Source organism: Nonomuraea sp. NPDC001636, from assembly GCF_040298265.1.
Classification (GTDB): Bacteria; Actinomycetota; Actinomycetes; order Streptosporangiales; family Streptosporangiaceae; genus Nonomuraea.
In genome coordinates this window covers 65,575-81,132 of record NZ_JBEOZT010000016.1, presented here as the reverse complement: position 1 = coordinate 81,132, position 15,558 = coordinate 65,575, and the positions used below count along the sequence as shown (strand labels likewise).

15 protein-coding genes are annotated in these 15,558 nt (G+C 73.5%); 10 read left to right on the top strand and 5 right to left on the bottom strand.

Annotated elements, in window-relative coordinates; all coding sequences use genetic code 11:
* The first annotated feature begins 142 nt into the window (after positions 1-142).
* The 4 genes from scpB to ABT158_RS27780 all read left to right on the top strand — a co-directional run bounded on the left by scpB (position 143) and on the right by ABT158_RS27780 (position 4,503).
* On the top strand, positions 143-691 hold the full coding sequence (gene scpB / locus ABT158_RS27795) for an SMC-Scp complex subunit ScpB (protein WP_352358454.1): 549 nt from the start codon (positions 143-145) through the stop codon (positions 689-691).
* Positions 688-2,886: a pseudouridine synthase gene (locus ABT158_RS27790; protein ID WP_352358206.1), complete on the top strand. Its 2,199-nt coding sequence runs from the start codon at positions 688-690 to the stop codon at positions 2,884-2,886. The genes scpB and ABT158_RS27790 overlap by 4 nt, the downstream gene beginning before the upstream one ends.
* A gap of 71 nt (positions 2,887-2,957) precedes the next feature.
* Complete coding sequence (gene aroH, locus ABT158_RS27785) at positions 2,958-3,317, top strand: chorismate mutase (protein WP_352321915.1); 360 nt, start codon at positions 2,958-2,960, stop codon at positions 3,315-3,317.
* A 91-nt stretch (positions 3,318-3,408) separates the two neighbouring features.
* Positions 3,409-4,503: a prephenate dehydrogenase gene (locus ABT158_RS27780; protein WP_352358203.1), complete on the top strand. Its 1,095-nt coding sequence runs from the start codon at positions 3,409-3,411 to the stop codon at positions 4,501-4,503.
* Between the two features lie 64 nt (positions 4,504-4,567).
* Here the strand turns inward: ABT158_RS27780 and ABT158_RS27775 are convergent, their stop codons facing one another.
* On the bottom strand, positions 4,568-5,422 hold the full coding sequence (locus ABT158_RS27775) for a glycosyltransferase family 2 protein (protein WP_352358201.1): 855 nt from the start codon (positions 5,420-5,422) through the stop codon (positions 4,568-4,570).
* Positions 5,423-5,541: 119 nt separating this feature from the next.
* Between ABT158_RS27775 and ABT158_RS27770 the strand changes: the two genes are divergently transcribed.
* The 5 genes from ABT158_RS27770 (at position 5,542) to aspS (ending at position 11,188) form a co-directional block, all read left to right on the top strand.
* On the top strand, positions 5,542-6,147 hold the full coding sequence (locus tag ABT158_RS27770) for a TetR/AcrR family transcriptional regulator (protein ID WP_352358199.1): 606 nt from the start codon (positions 5,542-5,544) through the stop codon (positions 6,145-6,147).
* 13 nt (positions 6,148-6,160) lie between these two features.
* The gene (locus tag ABT158_RS27765) at positions 6,161-7,519 is read left to right on the top strand and encodes a carotenoid oxygenase family protein (protein ID WP_352358197.1); all 1,359 of its coding nucleotides are present in this window, start codon (positions 6,161-6,163) and stop codon (positions 7,517-7,519) included.
* Between the two features lie 54 nt (positions 7,520-7,573).
* Positions 7,574-8,230: a (d)CMP kinase gene (gene cmk / locus ABT158_RS27760; RefSeq protein WP_352358195.1), complete on the top strand. Its 657-nt coding sequence runs from the start codon at positions 7,574-7,576 to the stop codon at positions 8,228-8,230.
* A gap of 36 nt (positions 8,231-8,266) precedes the next feature.
* A complete protein-coding gene (gene der, locus ABT158_RS27755) occupies positions 8,267-9,658 on the top strand; it encodes a ribosome biogenesis GTPase Der (RefSeq protein WP_352358193.1) in 1,392 nt (463 codons plus the stop codon).
* Between the two features lie 273 nt (positions 9,659-9,931).
* Positions 9,932-11,188: an aspartate--tRNA(Asn) ligase gene (gene aspS / locus ABT158_RS27750; protein ID WP_352358190.1), complete on the top strand. Its 1,257-nt coding sequence runs from the start codon at positions 9,932-9,934 to the stop codon at positions 11,186-11,188.
* Positions 11,189-11,212: 24 nt separating this feature from the next.
* Here aspS and ABT158_RS27745 read toward each other — a convergent pair whose 3' ends face one another.
* Genes ABT158_RS27745 through ABT158_RS27735 form a run of 3 tightly spaced genes read right to left on the bottom strand, consistent with a single transcriptional unit; the run spans position 11,213 to position 13,947 of the window.
* Positions 11,213-12,769: an MFS transporter gene (locus ABT158_RS27745; protein ID WP_352358188.1), complete on the bottom strand. Its 1,557-nt coding sequence runs from the start codon at positions 12,767-12,769 to the stop codon at positions 11,213-11,215.
* 5 nt (positions 12,770-12,774) lie between these two features.
* Entirely contained in the window at positions 12,775-13,428 is a 654-nt protein-coding gene (locus tag ABT158_RS27740) for an LppX_LprAFG lipoprotein (protein ID WP_352358186.1), read from the bottom strand.
* 60 nt (positions 13,429-13,488) lie between these two features.
* On the bottom strand, positions 13,489-13,947 hold the full coding sequence (locus tag ABT158_RS27735; protein ID WP_352321897.1) for a MarR family winged helix-turn-helix transcriptional regulator: 459 nt from the start codon (positions 13,945-13,947) through the stop codon (positions 13,489-13,491).
* An 80-nt stretch (positions 13,948-14,027) separates the two neighbouring features.
* On the opposite strand from ABT158_RS27735, the gene ABT158_RS27730 reads away from it, so the two are divergent.
* Positions 14,028-14,954 (top strand): cation diffusion facilitator family transporter, encoded by a 927-nt coding sequence (locus ABT158_RS27730; protein WP_352358183.1) that lies wholly within the window; start codon positions 14,028-14,030, stop codon positions 14,952-14,954.
* Positions 14,955-14,962: 8 nt separating this feature from the next.
* Here ABT158_RS27730 and ABT158_RS27725 read toward each other — a convergent pair whose 3' ends face one another.
* The gene (locus ABT158_RS27725; RefSeq protein ID WP_352358181.1) at positions 14,963-15,556 is read right to left on the bottom strand and encodes a 4'-phosphopantetheinyl transferase family protein; all 594 of its coding nucleotides are present in this window, start codon (positions 15,554-15,556) and stop codon (positions 14,963-14,965) included.
* Positions 15,557-15,558 lie beyond the last annotated feature (2 nt).

Here is a 15,558-nt window from a genome sequence, read left to right as displayed (position 1 = left end):
GCCGGAGCCCTCGCCGTCGTCCGAGTCGCCGTCGTCCGAGTCGACCTTTCCCGAGTCGCCTTCCGCGGGCCCCGAGCGGCCCGCGGACACCGCCGCCGACCGGGAGGAAGACCAGCAGGACACCCCGGAGGGGGAGGCTCAGGTGGAGGGGCCCGCTCTTGAGGCGGCCCTGGAGGCCATCCTGATGGTCGTCGACGAGCCCGTCGCCGAGATCACGCTGGCCCAGGTGCTGGAGCGCCCCACCCATGAGGTCGCGGCGGCACTCAGGGGGCTGGCGGCGGAATATACGGCCGCCGGGCGGGGTTTTGATCTGCGGGAAGTCGCGGGTGGCTGGCGTTTCTACACGCGGGCCGACTGCGCGGCGCTGGTCGAGCGGTTCGTCCGCGACGGCCAGCAGACGCGGCTGACCCAGGCCGCGCTGGAGACCCTCGCGGTCGTGGCCTACCGGCAACCGGTGAGCCGCGCCCGTGTCGCCGCCGTACGCGGCGTCAACAGCGACGGCGTCATGCGGACGCTCGTCGCCAGGGGGCTGGTCGAGGAGGCCGGCACCGACCCGGAGAGCCAGGCAGTGCTCTACCGGACAAGCTCATACTTCCTGGAACGTCTGGGACTGCGGGATCTGAGCGAGCTTCCCGAGCTCGCCCCCTTCCTCCCCGACGACGTGGAGAACCTCGAGGAGACAACAAAGTGATCAACAGGCGCAGCACCCCGTCCGGTGATGGACGCGGTCGTGGACGTACCGGCGGCTCCGGCCGCGGCGGGCGTCCCGCCTTCCGCTCCGACGACAACCGCCGCGACGGCTCCGGCGGCGGCTTCGGCGGGGACGACCCCCGCCGCGACTCCCTTCGCGCCGAGCGCGGCGGCGCCCGCGCCCGCTTCGGCGACCGCGACGACCGCGCCCGCCAGGACTCCGGGTCCCGCGGCGGCGACCGCTCCGGCCGTCCCGCCTCCGGCGGCGACCGCTCCGGCCGCTCCGGCGGCGAGCGCTCCGGCTTCGGCGGTGACCGTTCGGGTCGCCCCGGTTTCGGTGGTGACCGTTCGGGTCGCCCCAGTTCCGGCGGTGACCGTTCCGGGCGTCCCGGCTTCGGTGGTGACCGTTCCGGGCGTCCTGGTTTCGGTGGTGACCGTTCCGGTCGGCCCGCTTCCGGTGGTGACCGCTTCGGCCGTTCCGGTGGTGACCGTGACGGCTACTCACGCGGCGACCGCGCGGACCGTCCGGCGCGTGACGACCGCGACGACCGCTACCAGCGCGCCGACCGGCCCGCCGGTGGCGACCGCGGCGACCGCTTCCGCGACGACCGTCCCCGCGACGACCGTCCCCGCGACGACCGTCCCCGCGACGACCGTGGTGACCGCGGCCCGCGCGGCGGCGACCGTTTCGACCGTCCGCGCGGTGAGGGCGGTTTCGACCGGCCCCGCCGTGAGGGCGGTTTCGAGCGTCCGCGTCGTGAGGGCGGGGACCGGCCGCGTGGTGAGGGCTTCGGCGGGGCTTCCCGGTCCGGCGACCGGAGCAGGTTCGGCGACGACCGGCGCGGCGGCTACGGCGGCGACCGGCGCGGCGAGCGCGGCGGTCACGCCGGTGGCGAGCGCGGCGGGTACTCGGGCGACCGTGGCGGATACTCCGGCGGCCGCAGCGGATACTCCGGCGACCGTGGTGGCAACTCCGGCCCGCGCGGCGGTTACGCCGGCGACCGTGGCGGCAGCTCCGGCGAGCGCGGTGGCTACTCGGGTGACCGTGGCGGGTTCTCCGGCGGCCGTGGCGGATCCGCCGCTGGTCGCGGCGGCTACGCGGGCGACCGGCGCGACGAGCGTGGCGGTTACGCCGGCTCCCGTGGCGGCGGGCGTCCCGTGCGTGGCGGCGACGGCGAGCGTCAGGAGCGCGGTGGCTTCCGTGCCGACCGCGGCGGGCGCAGGGACGACGCTCCCAGGTCCGCCTCCGCCGGCAACAGCCGCGCCCGTTTCGGCAGGCGCGAGGACAACCCCCGCGGGCAGCAGCCGCGCACCCCGAGGCGCGACGACGTGCAGACGCTCGGCAGCGGACGCCCGGAGGGCGGCTCCAGCAGCCCGCAGGCCAGGCGCGTCAAGGCCGCCCGCCAGCCGCTGCGCGACCGTGCCTTCTACGACGACGACTACACCGACGAGCGCGACACCACCGAGGTGCCCGGCGGCGTGCGCCTGCAGAAGGTGCTCGCCCAGGCGGGCGTGGCCAGCAGGCGCGCCTGCGAGGAGATGATCGGCGACGGCCGCGTCACGGTCAACGGCCAGGTCGTGCGCCGCTTCGGCGCCAAGGTCGACCCCGCCGCCCAGGTCATCCACGTCGACGGCAAGCGCATCCCGACCGCCCCCGACCTCGTCTACTACGCCCTCAACAAGCCGATCGGCGTAGTGTCCACCATGGACGACCCGCAGGGCCGCCCGTGCCTGGCCGACTACGTCGAGGAGCTGGCGCCCCGCCTGTTCCACGTCGGCCGGCTCGACACCGAGACCGAGGGCCTGCTGCTGCTCACCAACGACGGCGAGCTGGCCAACCGGCTGACGCACCCGAGCTACGGGGTGCAGAAGAAGTACTGGGCCAAGGTGCCGGGGCCGATCCCGCGCGACCTGGGCCGCAGGCTCAAGCAGGGCATCGAGCTGGAGGACGGCATCGCCAAGGCCGACAGCTTCGCCATCGTCCAGGAGCACGGCCAGCAGGCGCTGGTCGAGGTGGTGCTGCACGAGGGCCGCAAGCACGTCGTGCGGCGCATGCTGGAGGAGGCCGGTCACCGGGTCATCGACCTGGCCCGGATCGAGTTCGGTCCGGTGAAGCTGGGCCGCACCAAGGCCGGCACGGTCCGCGCGCTGAGCCTGAAGGAGGTCGGCGAGCTTTACGCGGCCGTGAAGCTGTAATCTGGCCGGAACGCAGGGGCCCGTGCGCATCTCCGCACGGGCTCTCCCGCTATGGAAGGGGAAAAGGGCTCATGGTGCGGGCGATCCGCGGGGCGATCCAGGTGGATGCCGACGACCGCGACTCGATCATCCAAGGGACGACCGAGCTGGTCCAGGCGATCATGGAGCGCAACAGCCTGACCACCGACGACGTGATCAGCGTGCTGTTCACCGCCACCCCCGACCTGAAGTCCGAGTTCCCCGCCCTCGCGGCGCGCAAGCTGGGTTTCCACGACGTGCCGCTGATCTGCTGCACCGAGATCGACGTGCCGGGGGCGCTGCCGCGCGTGGTGCGCCTGATGGCGCATGTGGAGACCGACCGTCCGCGGGCAGAGATGCAGCATGTGTATCTGCGGGGCGCGGTGGCGCTGCGGCAGGACATCGCCCAGTAGGCGACCGGCGTGAGCCGGATCGTCGTGCGGCACGTGCCTGACGGACACGGCAGGCAACACTCTCACTAGCCCGATAAATCAGGACATCGATATGGCCTCGGAACTCCGTACCGTGCTCGTCGTCGGCACCGGTCTCATCGGCACCTCGGCGGCCCTGGCGCTGCGCAAGCACGACGTTCGCGTGCTGCTCGCCGACCGCGACCCGGCCGCCGTCCGGCTGGCCAGGGAACTGGGCGCGGGCGAGGAGTGGGAGCCGGAGCGGCTGCCCGCCGGGCAGGTCGACCTGGCGGTCATCGCGGTGCCCCCGGCGTACGTGGCCGACGAGCTGCTGAAGCTGCAGAGCCGCGGCACGGCCCGCTTCTACACCGACGTCGCCAGCGTCAAGGCCGAGCCCATCCGCATGGCCGCGCGGCTCGGCTGCGACCTGACGACCTACGTCGCCTCCCACCCGCTGGCCGGGCGGGAGAAGTCCGGTCCGGGCGCGGCCAGGGCCGACCTGTTCCTCGGCCGGCCGTGGGCGCTGTGCCCGACCGGCGAGGCCGCCGACGAGGCCAGGGCGGCGGTGCTCCAGCTGGTCGAGCTGTGCGGCGCCAACCCCGTCGAGGTGGGCGCGGAGGAGCACGACCGGGCGGTCGCCGTCGTCTCGCACGCCCCCCACGTCGCCGCCTCGGCCGTGGCGGCCCGTCTGGCCGACGCCACCGAGGTCGCGCTCGGCCTGGCCGGGCAGGGGGTGCGCGACGTGACCAGGATCGCGGGCGGCGACCCCGGGCTCTGGCTCGGCATCCTGTCGGGCAACGCGACCCCGGTCGCCGAGGTGCTGGAGGCGGTCTCCCGCGACCTGGCCGAGGCCGCGACCGCGCTGCGCTCCCTGGCCGAGGGCGACGGCACCGCGAGCGGCGACCTCACCCAGCTGCTCAAGCGCGGCGTCGCCGGGCACGGGCGCATCCCGGGCAAGCACGGCGGCCCCGCTCCCGCGTACGTGGTCGTCCAGGTGGTCATCGGCGACCGTCCCGGGCAGCTCGCGCGGCTGTTCCAGGTGTGCGACGAGGTCGGCGTCAACGTCGAGGACGTGCGGCTGGAGCACGCGCCCGGCCTGCCCCTGGGCATCGCCGAGCTGTGGGTCCAGCCGGATGCGGCCTCCCCGCTCGCCGACGCCCTGCGCGAACGCGGCTGGCAGGTCCCCTGACGTCCTCCGACCGGGGGACATCGAGCACGAAGCGACGGGCGGGCGCCGAGCGCCGCCCACGGCGTCAGTCGGCCGTGCGTTCCAGTCTGCGGCGGGCCCGTTCCACGGCGACCGGCAGCCCGCGCCGGGCGGCCAGGGCCCTGGGCAGCCGCCGCACGGCGGTGCGCAGCCCTTCCCGGCCCGCCGGACCGCCCAGCAGCGCCTCCAGGGACCGGCGCGCCACCACCGGCCAGGGACGGCGCAGCACGGCGGTCAGCACGGCGTTGCGCGCCGCCAGCGCCTGCCTGCCGCGCGGGTCGCGGGCGGGGGAGGGGTGGTGGTGGGCGACGACGTCGTCCACGTAGGCCAGCCCCCAGCCGCGCGCGGCCAGGTCCACGGCCAGCCGCTCCTCCTCGCCGAAGAAGAAGATCACGTCGTCGAAGCCGCCCGCCTCCAGGAACGCCTCCCTGCGCACGACGGCCCCGCAGGCCAGGAAGCCCAGCACGCTCGGCCCCGGCAGGTCGTCCTCGACGCCGAGCGGGGAGTCGCGCATCGCCTCCGACGCCGCGTCCAGCCGCTCCTGCGGCCCGACCAGCACGCGCGCGCCCAGCACGGCCAGGCGGGGATGGGCGTCCAGCACGTCGGCGGCCAGCTCCAGGGCGCCGGGCGCCCACCAGGAGTCGTCGTCGGCGAAGGCGACGTAGGGGGTCTCGGCCAGGCGCACGCCGACGTTGCGGCCCGGCGCGCCCAGATTGGCCCCCGCCTCGACCACCTGGACGTCGGGGAAGTGCTTGCGGACGAACCCGGCGGTCCCGTCGGAGGAGCCGTTGTCGACGAGGATCACCGGCCTCGGGTGGCGGGGGATCGTCCGGGCCAGCGTTCTGACCCGGTCCCTGGTGGCCACCACGACCGTGACCCGCGCTCGGTTCGTCTCCGTCACGCCGCACCTCCTTACCCGGGCGGACGCTCTTACTCCTGGCCGGCGGCATTGACGGCGGGGGCGGAGGAGGCGTACAAAGGTCGGTAACAGCGTTACCGAGAAGAAACGGTGTTACTCACATGGCGGTCACCGCGTACCGGCAAGCCCAGCAGGAAGGCCAGAGCGTGGTCAGGACGGCCATCCTCGACGCCGCCAAACACCTGCTCGTCGCCGAGGGCCCGGCGGCGCTCACCGTCCGGCGCATCTCCGGCGAGGTCGGCTGCTCCACGAAGGTGATCTACACCCTCTTCGGCGGCAAGGACGGCCTCAGCGAGGCGCTGTGGCTGGAGGGCTTCGCCCGGCTGGAGGCGCGCCTGCTGGCCGTCCCCGCCCAGGACGACCCGCTCCCGGCGCTGCACGCGGGCCTGGCGGCCTACCGCGAGTACGCGCTGGACGAGCCCGACTACTACCGGGTCATGTTCCAGAACGCGATGCACGGCTTCCAGCCCGCCCCCGACGCGGTCGCGGCCGGCCGGCGGACCTTCGACATCCTGGTCGAGGCCGTGGCCACCTGCCTGGAGGCCGGACGGCTGCGCGGGGCCGCCGCCGGCGAGATAGCCGACGTGCTGTGGATGGCGATCCACGGCGCGGTGAGCCTGGAGATCTCCGGCTTCTTCGACAGCGCCGAGGCGGAGCGGCGCTACCGGCTGCTCTACACCTCCGTGCTCACGCCGTTCCTGACCTGAGAGGAAGCGCACGATGACCAGCACCCCCTTCCGCAACGGCTTCGCACCCGCGACGGAGGAGATCACGGCCTTCGACCTGGAGGTCACCGGCCGCATCCCCGCCGAGCTCGACGGCCGCTACCTGCGCAACGGCCCCAACCCGCTCAGCCTCGACGACCCGGCCGCCACCCACCTGTTCATGGGGGAGGGCATGGTCCACGGCGTGCGGCTGCGCGGCGGGCGGGCCGAGTGGTACCGCAACCGGTGGGTGCGCAACGCCGAGGTGGCCCGCCGGCTGGGCGAGCCGCCGGCGCCGGGCCCGGTGCACGCGGGCATGGACTTCGCGGCCAACACGCACGTCATCGGCATCGCCGGGCGCACGTTCGCGACCGTCGAGGCGGGCGGGCTGCCGTACGAGCTGAGTTACGAGCTCGACACGGTCGGCGCGTGCGACTTCGTCGGCGGCCTGCCCGGCGGGTACGCCGCCCACACCCACCTCGACCCGGTCACCGGCGAGCTGCACGCGATGGCCTACTTCGCCGGCTGGGACCACCACCAGCACATCGTGATCGACCCCAAGGGCGTGGTGGCCCAGGTCAGGGACATCCCGGTCGCCGACCGCCCGATGCTGCACGACTTCGCGCTGACCCGCCGGTACGTCGTGATCTACGACCTGCCGGTCACGCTCAGCATGGCCCACGCCGAGCGCGGCGCGCCGCTGCCGTACGCGTGGGACGACGCCCGGCCCGCCCGGCTCGGCCTGCTCTCCCGCGAGACCGGCGACGTGCAGTGGGTGGCGATCGACCCCTGCTGGGTCTTCCACACCCTCAACGCCTACGACGACGGCGACCAGGTCGTGGTGGACGTCGTCCGCTACCCCAAGCGGTTCGTGGACGCCCGGCTCGACCTGGGCGGCGCGCCCACGCTCGACCGGTGGCGCATCGACCCCGGCGCGGGCCGGGTCACCACCACCCGCCTGGACGACCGCCCCCAGGAGTTCCCCCGCATCGACGAGCGCCGCACCGGCAGCCCGTACCGCTACGGCTACACCTCGGCCGCCGCCGACCTGCACGACGCGATCTACCCGGCCGCCGAGCTGGAGGACCTGCCGGACGAGGCGTTCGACAACACGCTCATCAAGCACGACCTGGAACGCGGCACGCAGGAGGCGCGGCGGTTCGGGCGCGGCGCGTACGTGGGGGAGCCGGTCTTCGTGCCCTCCGGCGCCGCCGAGGACGACGGCTACCTGCTCACCTACGTCAACGACCCGGCCAGGGGAGCGGCCGACCTGGTGATCCTGTCGGCCCAGGACTTCACCGGCGAGCCGGTCGCGGTCGTGCACCTGCCCGCCAGGGTCCCGCTCGGCTTCCACGGGAGCTGGATCGCGGACTGACCGGAGGCGGTAGCCTCTTCAGGTTGGGGAAACACACGTGAAGAGGGAGAGGCCGTGTCCGGTCTGGTCGTCGCCATGGACGGTCCTTCGGGGTCGGGCAAGTCGAGCGTGTCGCGCGGGGTCGCCCGTGCGCTGGGCCTGCGTTACCTCGACACCGGGGCCATGTACCGGGCGATGACGTGGTGGATGCTCCGGCAGGGCGTCGACCTGGCCGATCCCGAGGCGATCGCGGCCCGTTGCGGCGAGCCGTCCATCGTCTCCGGCACCGACCCCGACGGGCCGACGATCCTGGTCGACGGCGTCGACGTGGGCGGCCCCATCCGGGAGGCCGAGGTGACCGGCGCGGTCTCCGCCGTGGCCGCCGTCCCCGAGGTGCGCAGGCGGCTGGTCGCGCTGCAGCGGGAGATCGCCGGCGCCGGTGACATCGTGGTCGAGGGCCGCGACATCGGCAAGGTCGTCTGCCCCGACGCGCCCGTCAAGGTCTACCTGACGGCCAGCGCCGAGGCCCGTGCCCGCCGCAGGAGCGCCGAGCTGGCCGGCTCCACGGTGGAGGCGCAGCAGGCCGCCATGGAGCGGCGTGACACCCTGGACTCGACACGTAAGACGGACCCACTCTCGATGGCGGATGGCGCCGTCGAGCTCGACACCACCGCGCTGAACCTCGAAGAGGTCATCGCGGAGGTGCTGAGGCTGGTCAAGGAGCGCACCTGACCTCCAGGTGCGGTACTCACCTAAGGATGAACAAGCATGTCAACGGGGGATTGGGTCGAGGCTGACCTCGACGAGCTGGAAGTCACCGAGCACGGCGACACCACGCCGCTGCCGGTCGTGGCCATCGTGGGCCGCCCCAACGTGGGCAAGTCCACGCTGGTCAACCGCATCATCGGCCGCCGCGAGGCAGTCGTGGAGGACGTGCCGGGCGTCACCCGCGACCGCGTCACCTACGACGCCAACTGGCGCGGCCGCCGCTTCACCGTCGTCGACACCGGTGGCTGGGACCCCGACGCCACCGGCATGAACCTGCGCATCGCCGAGCAGGCCCAGGTCGCCGTCGAGCTGGCCGACGTGATCGTGTTCGTGGTCGACGCCACCGTGGGCGCCACCGACGCCGACGAGATCGTGGGCGCGGTGCTGCGCCAGTCGGGCAAGCCGGTGCTGCTGGCCGCCAACAAGGTCGACAACCAGCAGCTGGAGCTGGAGGCCGCCGCGCTGTGGGCGCTCGGCCTGGGCGAGCCCTACCCGGTCTCGGCGCTGCACGGCCGCTCCAGCGGCGACCTGCTCGACGTGGTGCTCGACGCGCTGCCCGAGACGCCGCAGGTGACCTTCGGCGGCGAGCGCGGCCCGGCCCGCGTGGCGCTGCTCGGCAAGCCCAACGTGGGCAAGTCCTCGCTGCTCAACAAGCTGGCGGGCGAGGAGCGGGTGCTGGTCGACCCGATGGCGGGCACCACCCGCGACCCGGTCGACGAGCTGATCGAGCTGGGCGGGCGCACCTGGCGCTTCGTCGACACCGCCGGCATCCGGCGGCGCGACCGCGAGCTGCAGGGCGCCGACTTCTACGCGGCCATGCGCACCCGCGCCGCCCTGGAGCGCTCGGAGGTGGCGATCGTGCTGATCGACGCCAGCGAGCCGCTCACCGAGCAGGACCTGCGGATCATCGGCCTGGTGATCGAGTCGGGGCGGGCCATGGTGGTGGCGTTCAACAAGTGGGACCTCGTCGACGAAGACCGCCGCTACTACCTGGAGAAGGAGATCGACCGGCAGCTCGTGCGCACCCCGTGGGCGCTGCGGGTGAACATCTCCGCCAAGACCGGCCGCCACATGGACCGGCTGGTTCCGGCGCTGGAGAAGGCGCTCGACTCCTGGTCCACCCGGGTGCCGACGGCGCGGCTCAACGCGTTCCTCACCGAGCTGGTGCACGCGACGCCGCCGCCCGTCCGGGGTGGCAAGCAGCCGAAGATCCTGTTCGCCACGCAGGCGTCGGTCGAGCCGCCCAAGTTCGTGCTGTTCACCTCCGGCTGGCTGGAGGACACCTACCGGCGCTTCATCGAGCGGCGCATCCGCGAGGAGTTCGGGTTCGCCGGGTCGCCGATCGACGTCACGATGAAGATCCGCGAGAAGCGCCCCAAGAAGGACAAGTAGCGGTGTTGCCGTATCATCTACGGCAACACGTGGACGGAGACGAGTAGCCAGCGGGCCGCACGGGCCCAGAGAGCCGCCGGCAGCTGTGAAGGCGGTCCCGTGTCCGCTGGTGAAGACACTCCCGAGTGCGGGGAGGAAATGCCCCGCCGGCCTGACCCCCGTCATCGGGTCGTGGAGGCCGCCCCTCGCGGGCGGCGAAAGTGCGGTGGCACCGGGAGCTCCCTTCTCCCCCGCACTCCCAAGGGGTCATGCATTTCCTGCAGAGGAGCTGTAATGATCTCTCGTGTCCTGTCGGCGTCGCTCGCTGAGCACGCCGGCCGACGAGTGACGATCGCCGGCTGGGTCCATCGCCGCCGGCACCTGAAATCCGTCTCCTTCCTGGTCGTACGCGACCGTGCCGGGCTGGCCCAGGTGGTCAGCGCGGACGGGGAGCTGCCGCCGGAGGAGAGCGTCGTCCGGGTCACCGGCACCGTGACCCCGGCCGGGCAGGCGCCGGGCGGGGTCGAGCTGACCGGCCCGGAGATCGAGGTCCTGACCGAGCCCGCCCAGGCGCCGCCGTTCGACCTCTACCGGCCGGTCGTTGCCGCGACGCTGCCGACCGTCCTCGACCACGCGCCCGTCGCGCTGCGGCATCCGCTGCTGCGGGCGCCGCTGGAGATCTCGGCGGCGAGCGTGGCCGGGTTCCGCGAGACGCTGGACGGCCTCGGCTTCACCGAGATCCACACGCCCAAGATCGTGGCCTCGGCCACCGAGTCCGGCGCGAACGTCTTCGGCATCGACTACTTCGGCCGCCGCGCCTACCTCGCGCAGTCGCCGCAGTTCTACAAGCAGACGATGGTCGGGGTGTTCGAGCGGGTCTACGAGGTCGGGCCGGTCTTCCGCGCCGAGCCGCACGACACCGTCCGCCACCTGGCCCAGTACACCAGCCTCGACGCCGAGCTGGGGTTCATCGCCGACCATCGGGACGTGATGGCCGTGCTGCGGGAGGTCGTCGCCGGCATGGTCGAGTCGGTGCGCCGCCGGGCCGTCTCCGCCGTCGAGGTGACGGGGGCCGTGCTGCCCGCCGTGCCCGCCGAGATCCCGGCCGTGCACTTCACCGAGGCCCAGCGGCTGACCGGCGAGGACGAGCCCGACCTGTCACCGGCCCAGGAACGGTGGTTGTCGGACTGGGCGCTGCGCGAGCACGGGTCGGAGTTCCTGTTCGTCACCGGCTACCCGATGTCCAAGCGGCCGTTCTACACCCATCCCGACCCGGCCAGACCGGGCTACTCCAACGGCTTCGACCTGCTGTTCAGGGGCCTGGAGCTGGTCACCGGCGGCCAGCGCCTGCACCGGTACGACGACTACGTCCAGGCCCTGGACGGGGACGTGGCGCCGTACGAGGGCTACCTCCAGGCGTTCCGGTACGGGATGCCGCCGCACGGCGGGTTCGCCCTCGGCCTGGAACGCTGGACGGCCCGGCTGACCGGCGCCGCCAACATCCGCCAGACCACCGCCTTCCCCCGCGACCTGCACCGCCTGTCGCCCTGACCGGCGGCGCCACCTGATCCGCGGTCAGAGTTCGGGGTCGGGGGCGGCGTCCGCGAGGGCGGGCGCCGCCTCCGGCAGGGCGCGGCGCGGCATGAGCAGCGCCACCGCCGCCCCCAGCAGGCAGACGAACGCCGTGAGCAGGAACATCTCGGTGTACTCGACGTGCAGGGCGGCGTCGACCTGGGCCAGGTAGTCGGCCAGCCGCCGCTGGTAGGTCTGCGCGTCCACGCCGAACGGCAGCGGTGTGTCCAGGTGAGCGGTCAGCGACTGGAACCGGTGGAACCCCCACGCCGACACGCCCGCCACGCCGACGAGCATGCCCATCATCCTGGCCACCACGACCGCCGCCGAGGCCACGCCGTGCTGGACGGCCGGGCTCACCCGCAGGACCGCCGACGAGACCGGCGCGATCACCAGGCCGAGGCCGAGCCCCGCCACGACCAGGTCGGCGTCCACGGCCAGGCCCGCTCCGGCCAGGTCGAGCGGCCAGCGGCTCATCAGCCAGTAACCGGCCGCGGCGATCAGCAGGCCGGGCACCGCCACCGCGCGTTCGCCGGCCCGCCTAGCCAGCACGCCGCCGAGCAGCGCCCCCACGGCCAGCGCGCCGAGGAACCGGGCCAGGACCAGCGCCGCGCCCAGGGCGTCCTGGTCCAGCAGCGTCTGGGCGGCGAACTGCACGAACACCATCGTCACCAGCAGCGCCGCGCCCGCCAGGAAGCTCACGCCCAGCGTCGCCAGCAGCGGCGACTTGCGGGCGGCCGACAGGTCGAGCAGCCGGACGGGGGAGCGGATCTCCCACCAGACGAAGACGCCGCCCGCCACCGCCCCGGCCGCGATCACCGGCGGCCCCCACGGCGGCAGCACGGTCGTGGCCGGGTCGGGGTTGTACAGGCCGACGACCAGGAGGGCCAGCGCCAGCGCCAGCAGCGCGCCGCCGACGACGTCGACACGGGCCGTGCCGGACGGCGGCCGGGCCGGGACCGTGCGCTGTACGGCGACGGCGGCCAGGGCGGCGAGGGGCACGTTGACCCAGAAGATGGCGTGCCAGCCGCCCAGCTCCACGCCCGCCACGGCGACCGGCGGGACCAGCGCCAGCACGCCGCCGTACAGGGGGCCGAGGGCGCTGCCCAGCTCCTGCGCCGCGCCCACCGCGCCCAGCGCGAGCGGCCGGTCGCGCTCCTCCCACAGGTCGCCGATCAGCGCCATCGTGATCGGCAGCAGCGCCCCGCCCGCCACGCCCTGCACCGTACGGCCCGACACCACCATCGCCTCACCGGCCGCCAGCGCGGTCAGCACCGAGCCGAGCGCGAACGCCGCCAGGCAGGCGTGGATCAGCGGCCGCCGGCCGTAACGGTCGGAGAGCTGGCCGAGCAGCGGCATCGCGGCGACGTAGCCGAGCAGGAACCCGGTGACGACCGGTGTGACCCGCTCCAGGTGGTTCTGCGGCACGCCGACGTCGTGGGCGATGTCCATCAGGACCGTCACGACCACGTAGGCGTCGAGCGCGGCCAGCAGCACGACCGCGCCGCCCGCGCCGAGCGCGACCCGGCGGGCGCGGTCCGCCGGGACGTTCCGGCTCACCCGGCTCATCCGGACGGGGGCGGCGTGATCGTGACCGGCGTGTCGTAGTCGCTGAACGTCACCGTCACCGTGCCGTTCTGCAGCGGCAGGCTCGCCTTGGTGAGCCTGCCGGTGGCCTTGTCGATCCAGACCTTGCCGTTGACGCCCTGCGTGACGCCCGGGACGATCTGCCCGACGACCTGCCCGGAGAACGTCGTGGCCACCCGGTAGGAGCCGTCCTCGACCGCCTCCACCTTGGGGTCGGTCGCCGAGGCGAGCAGCTGCGCGATGCCCTTGGCCGGGTCGAGGATCACCGACGGGTCGTAGAACTGGGCGAGCTGCTGCCTGGTCATCGTCTGGAAGCCGCCGGTCGGCCCCTTGAAGTGCACGGTGTCGCCGATCAGGGCGAAGGTGATCTCCTGCAGGGTGCCCAGCACCTCCAGCGTGATCGTGCCGTCGGCGTCGCCCGCCGCGGTGAGCCTGCCGTCGGCCTTCTTGAGCGGCACGTTGGGCTTGCCCTCCGTGGCGATCGAGAAACCGGCCGACCTGACGGCCTTCATGGCCTCCGCGGACTTCTTCATCACCGCCGGCCCGGCGGGGAGCTCGTCACCCCCGCCGCCCCCCGCGGAGCAGGCCGGCATCAGCGCGAGCACGACAACGATCAGCAGCTTTCGGAGCATGAGCGGATCGTAGCGAGCGCCCGGGAACGCCGGTGAGCCGTCACCGATATCGGTTGGGCCTCAGCGCAGCTTCTTCAGGTGGTCGACGATGGGCCCGAACGCCTGCTCCAGCGCCTCCAGCTGGTCGTCGGTGAGCCGGTCGACGAAATGCTCGCGCACGCTCGCGACGTGGTCGGGCGCCACCCGCTGGATCGTCGCCCAGCCCTCGTCGGTCAGGACGGCGAACGTGCCGCGCCGGTCGTCGCGGCAGTCTTCCCTGGTGACCAGCCCTTTGGCCTCCATGCGCGAGATCTGGTGCGACAGCCTGCTGCGCGACTGGATCGTGGCGTCGGCCAGGTCGCTCATCCGCATGCGCCGCTCGGGGCTCTCGGAGAGGTTGACCAGGATCTCGTAGTCGTTCAGCGAGAGCTGGTGCTCCTGCAGCTCGCGGTCGAGGCGGTGCATGAGCAACTTGTGCAGCGCGAGATGCGTACGCCAGGCACGCTGTTCGGCGGGGGAAAGCCAGCGGGGCGCGCTCATGATCCCCAATCTATCGCACGCCCCCGACGATGCGGCTACCTGCGGGGGGCCGCCGCGCAGGGCCGCCGTACAGTGATCTGATGGAGGAGAAGTCGGGGGAGAGCCTGGCGACCGTGCTGGTCGCGGGCGCCGCGAACCTGACCATCGCCCTGGCCAAGCTCGTCGCGGGGCTGATCGGCGGCTCGGCCGCGATGTTGTCCGAGGCGGCCCACTCGGCCGCCGACACGATGACCGAGCTGCTGCTGCTGGTCTCCGTTCGCCGGGCGGGCAAGCCGCCCGACGAGCGCCACCCGTTCGGCTACGGCAAGGCGGGGTTCTTCTGGGCGATGATGGCGGCGGTCGCGACGCTGGTCGGCGGGGCGGGGTTCTCCGTCACCCACGGGCTGCACGAGATCAGCCACGGCGAGCAGCTGGGCAACCTCACGCCGTCCTACATCGTGCTGGCCGTCTCGTTCGTGATCGAGGGCATCTCGTTCACGAAGGCGTACTCGCAGTTGCGGGCCCAGGCCGGCCGGTACAAGGTGCGTCCGGCGCGGCTGGTGCGGATCACGTCCGACACCGCGCTCAAGGCCGTGCTGTTCGAGGACGCCGCCGCGCTGGTGGGCCTGGTGATCGCGGCGCTCGGGCTGCTCGGCTCCCAGTGGTCCGGCTCGGCCTTGTGGGACGGCGCGGCCTCGGTCGCCATCGGCCTGCTCCTGCTGGTGGTCGCGCTCATCCTGATCCAGTCGAACCTGTCGCTGCTGATCGGCCAGGCCGCCCCCAGGCAGATCGAGGTCGGCATCCGCGCGGTGCTGCTGGCCCAGCCCGAGGTGGACGACGTGGTCGAGCTGCTGACGATGATGATCGGGCCGGGCTCCATCATGGTCGCCGCCAAGATCGACTTCCGGGACGAGGCGAGCGCGGCGGGCGTGGAGATCGCCTGCGACGAGATCGACCGGCGGCTGCGCGACCGCTTCTCCGGCGTCACCCTGGTCTTCCTCGACCCCACCCCGACCCGCCGCCGCTAGCCGGGCCCTCACAGGGACGGGACGGGAATCCGCTCGGCCGGCGTGTCGGTGACGACGGCGACCCTGATGTCCGGGGCGGCCCGCCACTCCAGCAGGTGGCCGACCGGCAGCGGGTCGACGCCGGTCGTGCGCAGCTCGTCCAGGGTGAGCTCGCCGCGTTTGACCAGGGCCTCCTTGCGGGTCCAGTGGCGGATCAGGTCGTCGTTGCCGGTCACCAGGGCGCGTTCGGCGGGGGTGAGCGCGTGGTCGGCCAGGCCCTCGTTCAGCGGGCCCGGCGGCACGTGCTCGGCGTCCACGCCGACCCGGCCGGGGCCGGCCGCGGCGCACACGTAGCCGCGGGTGTGGCTGAAGCTCACGCCCAGACCCGGAGCCTCGCGGATGTACGGCCTGCCGTGGCCGGGGCCGTGCACCTCGCAGTGCTGCAGCAGGGTCAGCCCCTCCGGCGGGACATCCAGCACGGCCGCGGCGCACAGGCGGACGAGCAGGTGGGCCGCGACGAAACAGGCCCGGTCGGCGGGGAAGACGAACCGGTCGGCGCGTTCGCGCTCGGCCTCGGTCAGCCACGTCTCGGGGGCGCGCACCTCTTCGGGGCGGCCGCCCATCG